This window comes from Thermanaerovibrio velox DSM 12556 (assembly GCF_000237825.1).
Classification (GTDB): Bacteria; Synergistota; Synergistia; order Synergistales; family Synergistaceae; genus Thermanaerovibrio; species Thermanaerovibrio velox.
In genome coordinates this window covers 222,158-239,351 of record NZ_CM001377.1, presented here as the reverse complement: position 1 = coordinate 239,351, position 17,194 = coordinate 222,158, and the positions used below count along the sequence as shown (strand labels likewise).

The window sequence follows — 17,194 nt, the reverse complement described above, 5'->3', positions numbered from 1 at the left end:
GCAAGGGGCAGGAGTGTCATCACCATCATCTTTCCCCTTATGCCCATCACCATGAAAGACACCTCCGGAAAGGAAAATCTGAAACGCTTCCCATGCCGGAGTGGAATATAGCGGAAGAGGCTTTTAAGCGTGACAAGATGAGGTTAAGGAAAAGAAAAGCCCGGGGATGGGGCACCCCAACCCCGGGCTTGGGACGTAAAGAGGATCAATTGATGCTGGCCATCGGCACCGGAGGGCTTCCCATGGGCCCCCTCATCCCTTAAGGGACAGGGGACCGGAGACGTGGTGGCTGTCCACCGAGAACCTGGCCAGGGCATCCTTCAGCTTTACGGCCCCTGCGGTGAGCCGTTCGGACTCCTGGGCCACCGCCTCCGCCGCCTTGGCGGTCTCCTCCGCGGAATGCTGGATCACCCCAAGGGTGCTCACCACCTCCACGGTAGATCGGGCCGCCTGATCCACCGCCCGGCCTATCTCCTGGGACGCCGCCGCCTGCTCCTCTGATGTGGCCGCCACGCTCTCCAGGGCAAGGCTCACCCGCTTTATCCTGTCCAACACCCCCATAAGCTCGTCCGCCGCTCCCATGGCGTCCTCCGCAAGCCTCCTGGCCGTATCGGAAGTCAGCTTGGTCACCTCCAGGGTCTCACCGGTGTAGCTGACCAGAGGGGCTATTATGTTCTCCACTTCCCGGGCCGCCACGTTGGACTCCTCCGCAAGCTTACGGACCTCCTCCGCCACCACCGCGAAGCCCCTTCCCGCCTCTCCTGCCCGGGCGGCCTCTATGGCGGCGTTCAAGGCCAAAAGGTTCGTCTGGTCCGCGATGCTCTTGATGGCGCTTACGAAGGTCCCTATGTTGGACACCGACTGAGAGACCTTGGCCAGCTTGTCCAAAGACTCGTCCGCCCTCTTGCTTATGGTGCCCATCTCCTCTACCAGGCCCTTTATCCTCTTGGCCACTTCCTCGGACACCTTGACCGTTGCGGAGGCCTCCTCCGCCCCCTCCGCCACCGCCCTAGCGGCCATCTGGGCTCCCTCAACGACCTCCCCTATGCCCGAGTTGGTCTGCTCCAGGGCGCATGAACTGGCCTGGCTCAACCCCAGGGACTGATCCACCGAGGCCTTTACCTCCTCCATGGAGGCCACCGACTCCTCCGAAAGGGCCGCCAAAGACTCCGCCGACGAGGCGAACATCTCCGCCTCCCTGAAGATCTCCATAACCGTCTCCCCTATGGTACGGCGCATCTTCCCAAGCGCCCGACCCATGGCGCCTATCTCGTCGTCCCTCTCGGCTATCCAATCACTGGAAGGGTCGTAACGAAGGTCGAGGTTCGAAAACCTATCCACCGCCCTCATGGCCTCCACTATGGGCATGCTGAGCCTTCCCGAGGCCACCCAGACCACGGCTCCTAGGGACAAAATGGTCATCAGGGATACCAAGGCTATGCTGCGAATGATCCGGTACACGTCGGCGAAGGCAATGGAGACCGGCACCTCCACCAGCAGCACCCAGGTCTGGGTGCCTATTACCACCGGGGAGGCCACCCCCAGCACCTCCCCGGCCCCGAAAAGGGACAACCCCCGGAACGGAACAGCCCGCCGGCCCTTCAAGGCCCCCTCAAGGGCCTCCAAGGCCTCCTTGCCCTTCGCGGACTCCTTCACACCCTTCCCTATGACGGCCCCATCGTAGGACCCCGCCACCACACCGCCGGGGGAAACCAGGGTGGGCATACCACCTCCTGAACCGCCCAAGCTGGTCACCACATCCTTCAAGGCCGAGAGGTCCACGTCCATGCCGCCCACCCCAACAACCTTGCCTTGGATCTCCACGGGCACGCATATGCTGGCTATGAACTTCTCATCCCCCTGAACACCGGTGTAGTTGTAGAAGTAGGGATCCGTAACGGTCAGCTTGCGGCTTCTGAGGGGCTCCCAATACCAGCTCCCCGACTCCGATTCGTTGGCGAGCATCTGTTCGGTTATGTCGAAGCTTCGACTTATCTTCCCACCGGCCTTCAAGAAGGTCCCCATGAAGCGCCCCTTCTCCTTGTAGCCATCCTTATTGACGAACTCCTGATCCCTTCGGTCGAAGCCGTCGGGCTCGAACACCACCCAGGCGGACATGACCAAATTGGTCCTATCCAGCATGTGCTTCAGTATCCCCAAAACCTGGTCCCTGGCGGAGGGATTCGAGACATCCTGGGCCTCCACCGCCATTATCATGCTTCGCGCCGAGGCCATAAGGTCCCCAAGGTACGCGGAAACCCCGTTTGCAGCCCCCGCCGCGGAGGCCTCCGCCATCTGGTAGGTCTTGCGCTCCACCATCTTCATTGAACTGTAACCCACGAAGACCGCCAGGAGCCCCAGCCCCAGGAACAACGGCACCAGGATGTAGAAAAGCATCTTGCCCCTTATGCCACCCTTCACCACTTGCACCACTCCCCTCCGCATGCCGTTGGACCCATGGTAACAGGAAAACGAGGAGCCGTTCAACGGAGCAAAGGCTACACAAGGCTATGTTTTTCATAAAAATTTAGTTACAAAACAAACACAAAGCGTCTTTTTTAAACACTATCTCAGGGGAAGAGCTCTCTCTTAAGCGGGAGCCCCTCGTGCCATGCGGCCCCGCAGGGGGTTCCAAGGGACCAATAGATGTTGTCCGGCATGGAGAGGAAGAAGGGATCCACTTTAGATATGTCCACCAACCCATCGTGGGAGAGCACGTCCTTGGACGCCAGGACCTCCTCCACCCGGCCCACTATGAGCACGTCCCCCGGCAGGTCCACGGTGGCGTGAACCGACAGACCCACGTTCACCGGGCACTCTAAGGCGTAAGGTGCATCCGGCACGCTGCCGCAGAAGACCCGGAACAGGTTGGACTTGTCCTTGTCCCTGGCGCTGACCAAGCCCGCAAGATCCACCCGGGGCAGAAGGGGCCTGCTCGGAACGCAGATGCTGAAGCGGCGGGAGCTGAGTATGCCGTCCCGGGTGGCGTGGTCTCCGATGGAGACCATGAACATGGGGGGCGAGAAGTTCACCTGCCCGGCGAACGCGGCGGCCATGAAGTTAGGGCGCCCCCCCACCAGTGCCCCCACCAACACCACCGGCATGGCGGGGAAGAAGAACCGGTTAAGCCTCACGCTAACCCTTTCAGCGTCCTCCATCGGCGATACCTCCTTCACACATGTAGATCAGATCCAAGACGAACCCACCCGCCCCGGTGTACCCCTGCGGCCCTGGGGGCGGAGGCCAACGGGGCGGCATAAGCCAAGGGGCACCTACATGAACTCCCCCAGGGAGGTAACTAGGGAGCCCTCCCGGAGATCCCTCACCCTTGAAAGGGCCAGGATCACCCCGTCCACGTAGACGCGGCTTGAGAAGTCGGTGACGGTTATCCTTATCAGCTCACCGGGCCTTCCAAGGTCTATCTGGTGCTCCGAGAAGTCCTTTGGGAAGGGCATCCGCTCCGAGTGGACCCTTACACCTCCCACGGAGCCGCCCAGCACATTGGGTACCACCTCACAGCTCTTGACCTCCCCTCCGCCCCCAAGGAGACCCGCCAGGGACACCGCGGTGCCGCTGGGGGCGTTGGCCATGGCCTCGTGGTGCCGATCCGTGACCGAGGCCCAGGGGAAGAACCGGGAGGCCTTGTCCAAGAAGTCCATGACCAGGTTCACCCCCAGGCTGAAGTTCGGTATAAGGGCGATCCGCCCACCCTTCTCCGCCACCAGGCGGGGCAGCAGCTCCTGCTGATCCAAAGAAAGGCCCGTGGTGCCCACCACCGCGGGCACTCCAGCGTCCAGGTAGGCCATGAGGTTGTCCCAGAGCACCTCCGCGGAGGTGAAATCCACCGCCGCCTCAGGGGCGCAGGATCCCAAGGCCTCCCGCAAACTGGAACGGACCTTGACCCCCATTGGGGGCAGCCCAAGGAGGCTTCCCACATCTGATCCTTCCTCCAGGCCGAAGGCCCCCTCTATGCGGCACCCTTCGTCCAGGATCCTCAAGGCCACAAGACGCCCCACGCTGCCGGAAACACCTGACATGAAGACCCTCAAAGGCAGGTTCAAAGGGAACACCTCCAGCGGTTTTCTGAAATTTGGGAGCGGCCCTAAGTCCCGGAGATCCCGAGGTCCCCATGCGTCCAATTCAACCGATAGAGGGGTGCCTCGACATCAGGTCAAAAAGACCGCTGAGTTTTACGCCATTATACTCCACAGAGCAGTATCTGCCCCTTATGGCCGAGGAGGCCTCTTGGAGAACCCGGTTTGACACCCCGTAGTACATGGAGAACTCCGCCTCCAGGAAGGCGGAGTACTTGTCCGCCAGGTCGAGGAGCGGCCCGTCCACCACCGGGAGCCCCATGGCGGAGATCCGGTCCGCCTCTTCAAGGGATTCGAGCAGAAAGGCCCTGTCCCCCTCCATGGCCCTGAGGGAGAACTCGTCCTCCACCAGGAACTTCACAAGGGGCCCCAAAGGTTCCGGCAAAAGCGGATAGACCTGATCCTCCATCATCTCCCGTTCCACCTGGGCCAAAAGGTCCTGAAGGCCCATCTGGCGTTTAAGGGGGGATATTACGTCCCTGGTTAGGGCCTCCGGCAGGTCGTGCAGGAGGCCGCCGAAGAAGTTCCAACCCCACCTCTCCCGGGGCAAGCCACACAGGGCAGACAGGAAGAAACCCATGAGGGCCACGAAGAACATGTGCCCCAACACGGAGGTCTCCGGTATCCTTGGGACCCTGGTCCAGCGCTTCTGAAACCTCAGCTGGGCGGTGAGGTCCACGAAGTCGCAGAGAGGGGAGGCGTGAGAACCGGACAGTTTGAAGAGGAACTCCTGAACCAGCGGCACGTCCCGGTGGCTTCCAAGGCGCTCCAGCACCTCCCGCCTGGTTCGCTTGAAGCCGTAAAGGTCCTTGGCGAGAGGTTCCATCAGGAAGTGCTCCCAGCCGGTGGCAACGGCGTTGGCGGCCTCTAGGATGCGGGTTAACCGCATGTCCCCTTCACCCGCCAGATGATCCCGGAAGAGCCCCGGCAGCTCGGGGGCTATCTCCGCAAGGCCCACCTCCCACTGGGATGCAACCCATTGGTCCACCCTATCCCCCCCTATACCCACTATCCGGTGGTAAACCGGGGGTTTGAGGTCCGTGAGCACCACCCTCTTGAGGAACTGGAAGACCAGCCCCATGGCGAGGTAAGCGGCGTTGAGCTCTCCTTCCATCCGGGCCATCAGAAGGGCTATCACCGCCTTATGGCCCTGCTTGTCCATCTCGAAGAGCCCCATTGGCCGTGGATGATCGTTCCACCTCTCCATGCTGAAGGCGCCGAAGAGGGTCTCCAAAAGGTCAAAGGATATCAAGGCAATTCACCTCCATCTTAAGGGGATTATAGACGATGGTGCCCCGGGTGCCCATGGCCCGTGAGGGGGGAAGCGAAAGGAATGTGAAAACCCGGGGATGGATCTCCTCGGGCATGACGCGGCAAGTCGCCACCAGGCCTTTAAAGCTTAGGTGCCCACAGGCCCAAGGGGCATAATGGAAGGAGCTTAGATCTATCTGGGGAGAAAGCCCTTAAGCCCGAAGGCCCCAAGCATCTTATCCACCCGGTTCAAAAGCTCCGGAGGGTCCACAAGCTTAACGTAAGGAGCGGATGCCAAAGCCCACCGGACCACGTCATCGTGATCCGGGGCCCATCCCATGACCCCGTCGCCCTCCCCTTCCTCCAGGAACAACCGTGCCTCCGGGAGGGCCTGTCCAACCGGAAGGGTCACCTTGAAACGGAAGCTGACCCCCCCGCTGGGGATCTCACCGGGGGAAACGAAATCCCCGGTTCCCAGCTGTTCAACCGAAGTTATCGAATTCACGATATAAGAAATCACGGACCCGGCTAGCGGATCGTATCCCCTAACCAGCCACAAAACCCCGGAAAGGGAGAATCCCCAGGGGTCCAGCAGGAACCGTTTACCAGGCTTCCCAGCGGGCCCCTTTAGGGTGATATTGGTCCGCTTCCTGTCCCGCATGGCCTCCACAAGGGAGAGGAAAACCCCTCCGTCCGGCGGCACCACCGGGCATGACACGGCGCTTCTGCCCACGTCCCGCCCCACCGCTAGGATCCTAGAGGGCACCTGCCCCTCAAGCATCTGTTGGACCCCCTGGAATAAGTGGGACATCTGGGGGGTGAGCCGTTGAGCTATCTCAAGGGCAAAGGAAAGGGCGGAGGCTTCGTTTGGAGAGAGCGAGAGCGAAACCGGCATCCGATCTATCCGGGCTATCCTGTAGCGCCTTGAGGCGTTGTCGAAGCGGATGTCCACCCCAAGCTGCTCCCTAAGCAGCTTAAGGTCCCTCTCCATGGTCCTGGCGCAACGATAGCCCATGCTGGCCATGAGCTCCCCCTTGTGGTACCCGCCCTTGCGGTCAAACAACGCCACAAGCCCCTTGAGACGCTCCAGCCTTCCGGAGCTTAGATCCCTAGCCACCGGACCACCTCCACTTACCACCTAATTGATAGAATTTGATTATATTTAATTCAAATAGAGCGCTCAATGAGCTTTGTTTACCAAAATAACAGAATTTTTATGGTCGTTATTATTAAAGTGCGTCCCTTTTAAGCTTAGCCTCGTCATGTGAACCAGCCTTGCTAGGGCACCGGATGGGTGGGATAATTATCAAATGCTCAATATACGAAGGCCATGAAGGGATGGTGGACCGTGACGGACCTAGAGAAGCCTGAAAAGCCGGAGAAGAGGTCCCCCGAGAAGGGGGCCAACTTCCTTGAGGAGATAATACAGAGGGACCTGGACCAGGGGGTGGTCCGGGAGGTAGTGACCCGCTTTCCCCCGGAACCCAACGGCTACCTTCACATAGGACATGCCAAGTCCATATGCCTAAACTTCGGGCTGGCGGAGAAGTTCGGCGGGCGTTGCAATCTCAGGTTCGACGACACCAACCCCGCCAAGGAGGACGACGAATACGTAAGGTCCATAGAGGAGGACGTGCGCTGGCTGGGGTTCAAATGGGACAGGCTCTGCTTCGCCTCCGACTACTTCGAGCAGTTCTACCAGTGGGCGGTGGAGCTCACATCTAAGGGCCTGGCGTACGTGGACTTCCAGTCCCCGGAGGAGATAAGGCGCACCAGGGGCACCCTGACCGAGCCGGGGATCGAGTCCCCCTATAGGGACACCCCGCCGGAGGAGAACCTGAAGCTCCTTGAGCGCATGCGCAGCGGGGAGTTCGAGGAGGGCCAGTGCGTATTAAGGGCCAAGATAGACATGAAGAGCCCCAACCTCAACATGCGGGACCCGGTGATATACCGGATCCTCAAGAGGTCCCACCACAGGACCGGCGACAAGTGGTGCATATACCCCATGTACGACTTCGCCCATGGCTACGAGGACGCCATAGAGGGGGTCACCCATTCCATATGCACCCTGGAGTTCCAGGACCACCGGCCCCTTTACGACTGGTTCCTGGATAACGTGTCGGTCCCCCACAGGCCGCGGCAGTACGAGTTCGCCCGTCTGAACCTGAGCCACACGGTGATGAGCAAGCGGAAGCTCCTGGAGCTGGTGGAGTCCAAGATCGTGTCTGGGTGGGACGATCCACGGATGCCCACCGTAAGCGGCCTGAGGCGCCGGGGCTACACCCCATCCTCCATAAGGCGCTTCTGCGAGGAGATAGGGGTATCCAAGGCGGACAGCCTGGTGGACGTGGAGCTGCTTCAGCACTGCCTCCGGGAGGAGCTCAACAAGACCGCCCCAAGGCGGATGGCGGTGCTCAACCCCATAAGGCTCACGATCCTCAACTGGCCGGAGGACCAGGTGGACATGGTGCCGGGGGAGAACAACCCAGAGGATCCCTCCGCGGGCACGAGGCTCATCCCCTTCGGCAGGGACCTGCTCATAGAGGCGGAGGACTTCATGGTGGATCCCCCCAAGGGCTACTTCCGCCTGCAGCCCGGCGGGGAAGTTCGCCTTAAGCACGGCTACCTGGTGAGATACGTCTCCCACCGGGAGGAGGACGGCCGGGTGACGGAGGTCCTGGTGGAGGCGGACCTCCAAAGCCGGGGAGGAGAGGCCCCGGACGGAAGGCGGGTCAAGGGCACCCTGCACTGGGTCAACGCCCGCCGCTGCGTCCCCATAACCGCAAGGCTCTACGACCATCTGTTCACCCTCAGGGACATGTCCAAGATGGAGGAGGGCAAGGACTACAAGGACTACTTGAACCCCAACTCCCTGGTGGAGGTCAAGGGCTTCGGCGAGGAAGCCCTGAGGGACGCGGAGCCCCTCAAGGGCATCCAGTTCCTGCGGCACGGGTACTTCTGCCTGGACCCGGACTCCTCGAAGGACCACCTGATCTTCAACCGCTCGGTGTCACTAAAGGACTCCTGGGCGAAGGCACAGAAGAAGGGCTGACCGGAAGCGAGACGACCCTGCCCGCGGTGCCCCTCATCAACCGACGGGGACGCCGCCGGGCAGGAGACCGGCCAGGGAAAGCCTGGGGGACAGGCCAGGCCGAGGGATCCGGGGCCCCCAGGGCTTGGACTTAGGGCCTCCCAAAGGACCGCTCGTCATATGTGTCTTTTATCCACGGGGGCTGCTGCCCCCTTTTATCCCCCCTTGACAAAATACCCCCCTGGTGTATTATATACCCCTGTTAGGTATATGTTGCAAAAACACATCCTCAAAGGGGGAATTCAGAGATGAGCGCTCGGTGGGTCAAATGGGCCTCTGCCGCAGCATACGTGGTCATGCTGGCCCTTGGTTGGAGGTACCCACTACTTGGCACCTTGGTCTTCGCGTTCATGGGGGCCTTCGTGCTGCTCGGGGGGAGGAAGAAGTGGTGCGCCTCCGCGTGCCCCCGAGGCAGCTTCCTTGACGTGGTATGGTCCAAGCTGAGCCCCAGGCGCCAGGCCCCCAAGTGGCTAAGCTCCTGGAAGTTCTACGGGGTTGCCCTTAGCACCTTCCTCATCCTCTTCGGGACCCAGCTCCTCCTGGCCCATAGGGCAGGGGGATTGGATGCAAGGTCTTTGGGCTTCATATTCTGGCGCATGTGCGTCATATCATCCCTGGTGGCCCTGCCCCTTGGGCTTTGGGCGAACCACAGGACCTGGTGCTCCTTCTGCCCGGTCGGCAAGCTCATCAGGCTCTAGTCAAAGCCAGGACGGGATAAATCACCAGGCTCTTCTGGCGCGGCCCCTCAGGAGGGTTCAAAATACCCCTCCGGGGGCTTACCAAAGCCCCCGGATAGTATAAAATCTTATTCATCATCCAAGTCGGGTATTCGGGGGTGCCCTCTTGACGGTTCGCTCTAAAGCACTGTGGGCAATGATTTCGTTCTGCGTCCTCTTCTTCGCCGTATTCGCTCTCACGTACCGCTGGTCAATGCTGCAGGAGGCGGACCGGGCGGACCAGATCAGCCTGGGGCAAGACCTAAACCGCATATACATGACCCTCAAGCAGGAACAGCGGGAGCTTCTGCGCATAACCCGGGACTGGGCCAACTGGGACGACACCTACGACTTCGTGCAAAACGGAACCTTCAGGTTCCTGGACGCCAGCCTCTCCCCGGAGAAGATGGCTCTCACCATACAGGTGGACGACCTGGCGGTGGCAATGCAGTCGGGACACATCCTGTTCACCCGGTCCCTTATGCCGGGCACCCTCAAGCCCCGGGAGACGCCGTACAACCTGCCAGGGCTCTTTAAGCCCCAAGGGCCCCTGTTCCCCCCCACCGTGCCCGACGAAGGCCGAGTGGGGTTCATGTGGCTCGGCAGATACCCCGCCATCGTGGCCGCTTACCCCATAAGGGACTCCAAGGAGCAGATGCCCCGCACGGGACTCTTCTTCGTATCAAGAAGCCTCCAGGGGGAACGGCTTCGCAAGATAGCCGACATCACCCAGCTTAACATCCGCATAGTCCCGAACCATGAGATCCCCCAGGGGCTTAAGTTCAACCCCGACGATGACGTCCCCATGGGACGATGGATCCTGGACCCCTCGGAACACGAGGGGTATGTGATGCTCCGGAACTTCGACGACAAAGGGGCCTTCTGGGTGGCGGTGAAGGCGAAAAGGGACAGGTACCAGAGGGCGATGGGGGAGATGCTACGCAACGGCGCCATGATGCTCTTCATGGCCACCACCCTCGGCATACTAGCCCTCTGGGTGCTGGACCGGTTCATCCTCTCCCGGGTGGAAAACCTGCACCGCACGATACAGGATATAAAATTCTACTCCGACGAAACCGTCCCAGTGGACGACTGCGAGGACGAGATAAGCGCCCTGGGGAAGACCTTGAACGAGGCCCTAAACGCCATCCGGGAGAACTTCCGGGAGCGGGAGAAGGCGGAGATGGACGCAAGGCTCGCCCACCTGGAGCTGGCGGAGGCCTACGAGAAGACCATCGAAGGGTGGTCTCTTGCGCTGGACCTGAGGGACAAGGAGACCGAAGGGCATACCCGGCGGGTAACGGAGCTCACGGTGGCCCTGGCGGAGCGGATGGGATACCCCGAGGACCGGATAATCCACCTCCGGCGGGGTGCCATCCTGCACGACATAGGCAAACTAGGGATACCAGACTCCATCCTGCTCAAACAGGGCCCCCTCACCGATGAAGAATGGGAGATAATGAAACGGCACCCCTTGTACGCCTACGACATGCTCACCCCCATACAGTACCTGCACCCCGCCATACCAATCCCCTACTGCCACCACGAGAAGTGGGACGGCACCGGCTACCCCCAGGGGCTAAAGGGCACCGCAATACCCCTCTCCGCCAGGATGTTCGCGGTGGTGGACATATGGGATGCCCTAACCTCCGACAGGCCCTACCGGAAAGCCTGGGAGAGACAGCGCACCATGGAGTACATCGCCTCCCTCAAGGGCTACCACCTGGACCCGGATGTGGTGGCCCACTTCCTGAACATGATGGACCGATCCTGATAAGCCCTTAACCCCACACCCCTGCTAAGCCCCATGAGGGCCCGGGCATTACATATATCATCCGGCGAAAATTTATAATATACTTAACATAGCTCATATTCCATTGACAAAATCCGAGCATCTGGCCATGCTAATCATGCGGGTCCCAGGGCCCGTAATTTGTTTGTCAGGAGGTCTAGGATGTGAAGAAGCTCGGTCTGTTGTCTCGCCTTGTGATCGCCATCGTGCTGGGAATAGTCATCGGCTCGGTGGCACCGGAGTGGGCGGTGAGGGGGCTCGTGACCCTAAGCTCCATCTTCGGAAGTTTCCTCAGCTTCATGATTCCCTTGATAATCGTAGGCTTTGTGGCCCCCGGCATAGGTGACCTGGGGCATGGGGCAGGAAAGCTCTTGGCCCTCACGGTCATCATAGCCTACGCCTCCACGCTGTTCGCCGGATCCCTGGCCTTCCTGGTGGACAGCTCCCTCTTCCCCCACCTGGTCCACGCGGCATCCCATGCGGGGGGCAACCCGGAGGAGGCGCTCCTCAAACCCTTCTTCGTGATCGAGATGCCCCAGATAATGGGGGTCATGAGCGCCCTGGTGCTTGCCTTCGTGCTCGGCGTGGGGATGGCCCAGACCAAGAGCCGCTCCCTAATGAACGGCATGAAGGAGTTCCAGAACATCATCGAGAACATCCTGGGGAACTTCATAATCCCCCTGCTCCCGCTGCTCATATGCGGGACCTTCGCCAACCTCACCTATGTGGGGGAGGTACAGGTGCTCCTCAAGACCTTCGCCAAGGTCTACATGGTGGTAATAGGGCTTCACCTCACGGTCATCGCCATCCAGTACACCGTGGCCTGCACCGTGGCAGGCAAGAACCCCATAAAGGCCCTGCTCAACATGGTGCCCGCATACGTCACCGCCATAGGCACCCAGTCCTCCGCAGCCACCATACCGGTGACCCTAAGGCAGACCAAGGAGAACAACGTCTCCGAGGACGTGGCGGACTTCGTGATACCCCTCTGCGCCACCATACACCTGTCCGGCAGCACCATCACCATAACCAGCTGCTCCATAGCGGTCATGATGATGCACGGGGTTAACTTCTCCTTCTCCACCATGTTCCCCTTCATCATGATGCTGGGACTCATGATGGTGGCCGCCCCCGGCGTCCCCGGAGGGGCGATAATGGCGGCCCTTGGCATACTCCAGTCCATGCTGGGCTTCGGACCGGACATGCAGGCCCTCATGATAGCCCTCTACATAGCCCAGGACAGCTTCGGCACCGCCTGCAACGTCACCGGCGACGGGGCCATCGCCATCCTGGTGGACAAGCTGAAGGGGTCCTTGATCGGGACCGCCAAGGCATAAAAACGGGGTCCAAAGACCACGGGGCCTGGGGCTTCAAGCCCCCCAGGCCCCGTGGGATCCTGGAGATCTGGGAAAACCTAAGCTCCTATCCCCACGAGAAAGAACAGTTGGGGAAGAAGCACGCCTCACACCGGCAGCACAACCCTCCTACCCCCCACTTGCGAACCTGCCCCTCCGGCACGTCCAGCCCGGCGAAGAGGTACGGCAAAAGCCTGTCCAGGGTGGTCCGCTCATCGTGCACCACGCAGGCAGGAGCCCCCACCACAGGGACCTCACCCGCCCAGCCGAGCATCAGCATGCTGCCCGGCAGGGACGGAACCCCCTGGAAGGATATCCGATCGCAAACGGTCCTTATGGCCCCGGGGGTGCGGTCGTCCACGTCCACGCTCATGCCGCCAGTGCATATCACCAGCTCCGCCCCGGCATCCAGTGCCTCCCTCACGGATTCAGCGATCTCCTCCATCCGGTCCGACGCGAACCACTGACCCACCATGACGCCACCGAAGAAGTCCAGCTTGCGCTGAAGCCGGGGCCGGAAGGCATCCTCCGCAAGGCCCTTTCTAAACTCCGAACCGGTGGTCACAAGCCCCACCTTGAGGGGCCTGAAGGGTAGCACCCGAATGGGCTCCGCCGCAGCCAAGGCCCTGTCCACCTGGCGCCTTTTAACCACCAAGGGCCTTATCCTAAAGGCCGCCACCGGCTGGGAGGCCTTAACAGGACGGCCCTCCTGAAGGGTGGAAAAAATCCAGTCCCCGTCCTGGTTTATCCGGTCCACGAAGGCCCCGTTGAAAAGCAAAAGCCCGTTGTGGGCCGCCCTCAAGGTGCAGCGCCCCTCGTCGGGGCCCTCCACGGTGAGCCCCTCCCCCGCCACCAACCGGGCCATCATCAAGGCCGCGTCGTCCTCGTGCACCTCGTCGGCCTCCAATGTGAGCACCTGAAGGTGCTCCCGTCCCATGGAAAGCAAGACCGGCAGGTCCTCCGGGACCACCACATGCCCCCGCTTGAACCGGGCCCCCTTGTAGCCGCTCTTTGGGTCTATCTGGGTGAGATCGTGGGCCAGCTGGTGCCCCACCGCCTCCTCTGCCTTCACTATCCTTACCTCCACAGCCACCACCTCCGGCTCTTATCACTCCAGGTCCGCTATCAAATGATACGTCCTAAGGCTTACCCACAGCCTACAACCTCCACCGACCAGGGCGGTATAGTAAATAAAGCGGCCATGCCCTCCCGGACGGTCAAGGCGAATGACGATGACCTAGGCACGTCCACCTGCCAAATCCGACCCTCCCCAACCGACACCTCCAGCCTGACGAACGAAGGCAGGGGAAGCACCTCCTCCACCGTTCCCTCAAAGACGTTGCGGCGCAGATCCTCCTGTATGGGCACGTCCTGATAAACCGGTTTAACCGCCTCGGGAGACACGAAGGCCCTTCCCGGACCCTCCTTCAGCCCCTCCCGGATCCCCAGGAACACCTCCCCAAAGGGGCCGACCATGGCCCACCCCCCCTCGGAGCGGATGAAACGCCCCTCAAGGAGGTTGCCCCAGCCCAGGGCGCTGAAGACCTCGCCGGCCCTGCCCGCCTCCCACATGCTTCGGCCGGAGAACACCCCCCGGACCTGTCCGTCCCTCATGATTACAACCCTGTCCCCAAGGGCGCACACGTCGTCCATGTTATGGGTCACGTACACCATGGGGATCCGGGTCTGTCGCTGCAGATCCCGAAGCTCCTTCCTCAAATTCCTCCTCAAAGGACCGTCCAGGGCACTGAACGGTTCGTCCAACAATAGGAGCTCCGGATCCGCTGCAAGGGCCCTGGCGATCGCCACCCTCTGACGCTGTCCCCCGGAGAGCTGGTGGGGATACCGGTTCTCAAGCCCCCTCATGTGAACCCGCTCGAGCCACTCCAGAGCCCTCCGGCGCTTAACCTCCCCACCACCCCTTACCCCGTATCCCACGTTCTCCAATGCAGTCATGTGGGGGAAAAGCGCCAGGGACTGAAAGCACAGGGACGTCCTGCGAAGCTCCGAAGGCACGAATATCCCCCTGGAGGTGTCCATCAACACCCTATCCCCAAGCCTCATGTAACCATCCCTCGGGGATATCAGCCCCGCCATGGCCCTCAAGAGGCTGGACTTCCCAGAGCCGCTGGGACCGAATAGGACGCAGGACTCCCGATCCATGCCGAACGAGGCGTCAATTCGAAAACTCCCCAGGGGATGAACCATCCTGAAGTCAATGAAGAGTTCCCCGGCCATTCTCCATCACCCTAATCAGAAAAAGACATCCTACGCCCACCAGGGCAAGAAGCCCGGAGGCCAAGTGGGCAGCTCCGAAGTCCAGGGTCTCCACCTGGCTGTATATGTAGAGCGGCAGGGTCTGGGTTGAACCCGGCACGTTCCCCGCCAGCATCAAGGTGACCCCAAAGTCCCCAAGGGCCCTGGCACAGGCTAAAGCAAGGCCCACCCCCAACTGGCGCCTGCAAAGGGGAAGGGTGACGGAGAAAAAGACCCTTAGCCTCGAGGCCCCAAGGACCCTGGCGGCCTCCTCCAACGTCCTGTCCACGGATCCAAAGGCCCCCCTGGCGGATTGAATCATCAGGGGCAGCGATGGCGCTATAGACCCAATCACCGCCGCGGGAAAGGAGAACAACACCCCCATGTCCCTAAGCCCCGGAGTCTTGGCGATTACAAACAAAAGGTAAAAGCCAAGCACTGAAGGAGGCATGATCACCGGGAGCTGAAGCATAAGCCCCAACAGCTCCCTACCCCGGAAGCTCCACCGGGACAAGACCCATCCGAGGGCTGCCCCCAGGAGCGCCAGGATCGGGGCATCTATGGCAAGCACCTTCAAGCTTATGAGAAGCGCGTCCAGCAACTAAGATCACCTCAAGGGGATGAACCCGCAGTCCTCCAGGATACCCTTCACCGAATCCCGGCTCCTCAAGAACTCCGCCAGGGCCTCCGCCTCCCTTGACGCCCCCTTTAAGACCAGGACGGTGAACACCGGCGCCTTCACCGGCACCTCCACGAAGCTCCCCTCCTTCATGTCCTTCGCCACGCTGCAGCCTATGATGGCCCCATCGGCCATCCCGGTCTTGGCCACCAGCGCAGCCCTCTGGGGACCTCCCCCCATTATCACCATCCCCTTGGAAACCATGGAATTCCAAAGGCCCACCTTCTCAAGGTACTCCCTTGCCTTAATTCCGTACGCCGCAGTGTTGGGGTCCGGTATGGCGATCTTGGAGTTCGGCAGGTCCTTCAACTCAAGGGGCTTCTTGCCCTTGGGGGTCCAAAGGACCACCGGGTTGGAGGCAATCTCAAAGCCATGCTTAACAAGCCCCTTGGACTTAACGAAATCCTCCCAACGCCGGTCGGAACAGATGAAGACCTGATAGGGAGCCCCCATGCTGATCTGTCTTGCTATCTCACCGGAAGTGCCGTAAGAGACGCTCAGCTTAACTCCGCTCTCATTGTACTTCTCTACGATCCTCTCCATGGGGGGTTTGAAGCCAAAGACCACCGCCACCATGAGATCCCCTCCCCCGGCCCCCAGGGAAACCGAAGGAGACAGCGAGAGAAATGCGGCGACCAAGACAGCCCGGGACAAGAACCTGAAAGCCCCCTTGAACATGGAAGAACACCTCCGCTTAAAATTAATTTTAAATTTTAATGACAACCCCGCGGCGAGACGAGCGAAATCCCCATCACTCCCCGAAGAAACACCAGCGCTCCACCCCCATTAGGGCTGAAAGGGCCGCACCGGTGGTTCCGTAAAGTATGACATCGCAGCCCGCCAGCCTGCAGGCATCGGATATCCCCTCGAAGGTGCCGTTGGCGAAGGACGAGCCGGTAACCAGGGCGACCCTGGCACCCTCAAGCGCCGCCTCAAGCTCCGAGGAACCGTCCAAAACCGTCACCCCATGGACCTCCAGCCCTATGTTCTCCCGCTGAAGGTCCAGGACCTTAACCCTATGGGCCCCCAATGCCTCCACGGCACCCCAGAGTATCGCCGGCTGAAGCCCCACCACAACCACGTTCCCATCATGACCTGCCCGCTCCGCAAGCCTGGCCTTGAACTCCAGGGCGCACTTCGTCGGAGCCCCGTCCCGGCAGTGAACCGTCCGTTCCTCCATCCCCATGAGCCGCACAACCCCGTTCGCAAACGCCACCTTGAGGGCCCTGGCAAAGGGGTCGGAGCTATCAAGGGCCAAAAGCTCCCCCACGGTGCCCTGAAAATCCCTGGCGAAAGGCGAAAAAGCCTGCCCCCTGGCCCCTAAGACGTCCGCCTCCAAGAGGCGCTCCTTACCCCTCAGAAGGGGAAAATCCCATTCCGCATCCCCAATGGCCTCCTTGGGAGTGAGAACCCGCACCGTCACAGGGGTATCCTCCCCAATCCGGCCCCAAGCAAGATCCATAGCCCTCCGAAGAACCTCCTCGAGCACCCTAAAGGCACCTCCCGCTCATCACACCATCCATCCTGCCCTCCCCCTCACAGTCCGGGCAGACCCCGAAGACCACCAGCTGCTTACCCTCCACCCGGAACCCCTCCGGAACCTCCAGCCGGGGCATCTCCTCCCCCTTAAGACACCACATCCTGCCACACCGAAGGCAAAGGGCATGAGGATGGTTGCCAGGACACCGATGGGACGACACGTCGTTGGCACAATACCGAAAGGCCCCATCCAGCCCCAGAACCCGATGAACCACTTGGGCCCGGCAAAGGGCCTCAAGGTTCCTGTAGAAGGTCACCTTGTCCGCCTCCCGCCCCATGAGCCCCTTCATCTCCTGGTAGGACAAGGGACGTCCCGCCTCCCTAAGGGCCGCCAAAAGCTTTAACCGGAACCGGGTCACCCGGATGCCACGAAGCTTGAAAAGGCTCTCAAAATCCATTCCATCCCCCCCAAGGGCAAAAA

Annotated in this window: 15 protein-coding genes; 4 read left to right on the top strand and 11 right to left on the bottom strand. The window is 61.0% G+C overall.

Going from position 1 to position 17,194, the window contains the following annotated elements; all coding sequences use genetic code 11:
* Positions 1-252: 252 nt before the first annotated feature.
* From THEVEDRAFT_RS09535 to THEVEDRAFT_RS01015, 5 genes are all read right to left on the bottom strand, one after another.
* Positions 253-2,430, bottom strand: a complete 2,178-nt coding sequence (locus THEVEDRAFT_RS09535) for a methyl-accepting chemotaxis protein (RefSeq protein WP_006582881.1) — start codon at positions 2,428-2,430, stop codon at positions 253-255.
* Positions 2,431-2,570: 140 nt separating this feature from the next.
* Positions 2,571-3,158, bottom strand: coding sequence for a flavin reductase family protein (locus THEVEDRAFT_RS01030; protein ID WP_006582880.1), 588 nt, complete (start codon positions 3,156-3,158; stop codon positions 2,571-2,573).
* A gap of 114 nt (positions 3,159-3,272) precedes the next feature.
* On the bottom strand, positions 3,273-4,070 hold the full coding sequence (locus THEVEDRAFT_RS01025) for a 4-hydroxy-tetrahydrodipicolinate reductase (RefSeq protein ID WP_425358264.1): 798 nt from the start codon (positions 4,068-4,070) through the stop codon (positions 3,273-3,275).
* 70 nt (positions 4,071-4,140) lie between these two features.
* Positions 4,141-5,346: an HD domain-containing protein gene (locus THEVEDRAFT_RS01020; RefSeq protein WP_006582878.1), complete on the bottom strand. Its 1,206-nt coding sequence runs from the start codon at positions 5,344-5,346 to the stop codon at positions 4,141-4,143.
* 192 nt (positions 5,347-5,538) lie between these two features.
* Positions 5,539-6,462 carry a helix-turn-helix transcriptional regulator gene (locus THEVEDRAFT_RS01015; RefSeq protein WP_006582877.1) on the bottom strand — a complete coding sequence of 308 codons (924 nt, stop codon included), beginning with the start codon at positions 6,460-6,462 and terminating at the stop codon, positions 5,539-5,541.
* A 213-nt stretch (positions 6,463-6,675) separates the two neighbouring features.
* On the opposite strand from THEVEDRAFT_RS01015, the gene THEVEDRAFT_RS01010 reads away from it, so the two are divergent.
* From THEVEDRAFT_RS01010 to THEVEDRAFT_RS00995, 4 genes are all read left to right on the top strand, one after another.
* Positions 6,676-8,397 (top strand): glutamine--tRNA ligase/YqeY domain fusion protein, encoded by a 1,722-nt coding sequence (locus THEVEDRAFT_RS01010; RefSeq protein WP_040825079.1) that lies wholly within the window; start codon positions 6,676-6,678, stop codon positions 8,395-8,397.
* 287 nt (positions 8,398-8,684) lie between these two features.
* Entirely contained in the window at positions 8,685-9,134 is a 450-nt protein-coding gene (locus THEVEDRAFT_RS01005) for a 4Fe-4S binding protein (protein WP_006582875.1), read from the top strand.
* Positions 9,135-9,279: 145 nt separating this feature from the next.
* Positions 9,280-10,926 carry an HD domain-containing phosphohydrolase gene (locus tag THEVEDRAFT_RS01000; protein WP_006582874.1) on the top strand — a complete coding sequence of 549 codons (1,647 nt, stop codon included), beginning with the start codon at positions 9,280-9,282 and terminating at the stop codon, positions 10,924-10,926.
* A gap of 182 nt (positions 10,927-11,108) precedes the next feature.
* On the top strand, positions 11,109-12,281 hold the full coding sequence (locus tag THEVEDRAFT_RS00995) for a dicarboxylate/amino acid:cation symporter (RefSeq protein WP_006582873.1): 1,173 nt from the start codon (positions 11,109-11,111) through the stop codon (positions 12,279-12,281).
* An 85-nt stretch (positions 12,282-12,366) separates the two neighbouring features.
* On the opposite strand, the gene THEVEDRAFT_RS00990 is transcribed toward THEVEDRAFT_RS00995, so the two are convergent.
* From THEVEDRAFT_RS00990 to THEVEDRAFT_RS00965, 6 genes are all read right to left on the bottom strand, one after another.
* Positions 12,367-13,386, bottom strand: coding sequence for a molybdopterin-binding protein (locus THEVEDRAFT_RS00990; RefSeq protein WP_006582872.1), 1,020 nt, complete (start codon positions 13,384-13,386; stop codon positions 12,367-12,369).
* A gap of 59 nt (positions 13,387-13,445) precedes the next feature.
* Positions 13,446-14,537, bottom strand: a complete 1,092-nt coding sequence (locus tag THEVEDRAFT_RS10285; RefSeq protein ID WP_006582871.1) for an ABC transporter ATP-binding protein — start codon at positions 14,535-14,537, stop codon at positions 13,446-13,448.
* Entirely contained in the window at positions 14,515-15,156 is a 642-nt protein-coding gene (locus THEVEDRAFT_RS00980) for a molybdate ABC transporter permease subunit (RefSeq protein ID WP_006582870.1), read from the bottom strand. Before THEVEDRAFT_RS00980 ends, THEVEDRAFT_RS10285 begins: the two co-directional genes overlap by 23 nt.
* A 6-nt stretch (positions 15,157-15,162) precedes the next feature.
* Complete coding sequence (modA, locus tag THEVEDRAFT_RS00975; RefSeq protein WP_006582869.1) at positions 15,163-15,912, bottom strand: molybdate ABC transporter substrate-binding protein; 750 nt, start codon at positions 15,910-15,912, stop codon at positions 15,163-15,165.
* A gap of 73 nt (positions 15,913-15,985) precedes the next feature.
* A complete protein-coding gene (locus tag THEVEDRAFT_RS00970) occupies positions 15,986-16,723 on the bottom strand; it encodes a Rossmann-like domain-containing protein (protein WP_006582868.1) in 738 nt (245 codons plus the stop codon).
* Position 16,724: 1 nt separating this feature from the next.
* Complete coding sequence (locus tag THEVEDRAFT_RS00965; RefSeq protein WP_006582867.1) at positions 16,725-17,171, bottom strand: Fur family transcriptional regulator; 447 nt, start codon at positions 17,169-17,171, stop codon at positions 16,725-16,727.
* Between the last annotated feature and the right edge of the window lie 23 nt (positions 17,172-17,194).

Coding starts and splice junctions, on each gene's coding strand:
- THEVEDRAFT_RS01030 (WP_006582880.1), bottom strand. CDS start 3,158: ATGGAGGACGCTGAAAGGGTTAGCGTGAGGCTTAACCGGTTCTTCTTC.
- THEVEDRAFT_RS01010 (WP_040825079.1), top strand. CDS start 6,676: ATGAAGGGATGGTGGACCGTGACGGACCTAGAGAAGCCTGAAAAGCCG.
- THEVEDRAFT_RS01005 (WP_006582875.1), top strand. CDS start 8,685: ATGAGCGCTCGGTGGGTCAAATGGGCCTCTGCCGCAGCATACGTGGTC.
- THEVEDRAFT_RS10285 (WP_006582871.1), bottom strand. CDS start 14,537: ATGGCCGGGGAACTCTTCATTGACTTCAGGATGGTTCATCCCCTGGGG.
- modA (WP_006582869.1), bottom strand. CDS start 15,912: ATGTTCAAGGGGGCTTTCAGGTTCTTGTCCCGGGCTGTCTTGGTCGCC.
- THEVEDRAFT_RS00965 (WP_006582867.1), bottom strand. CDS start 17,171: ATGGATTTTGAGAGCCTTTTCAAGCTTCGTGGCATCCGGGTGACCCGG.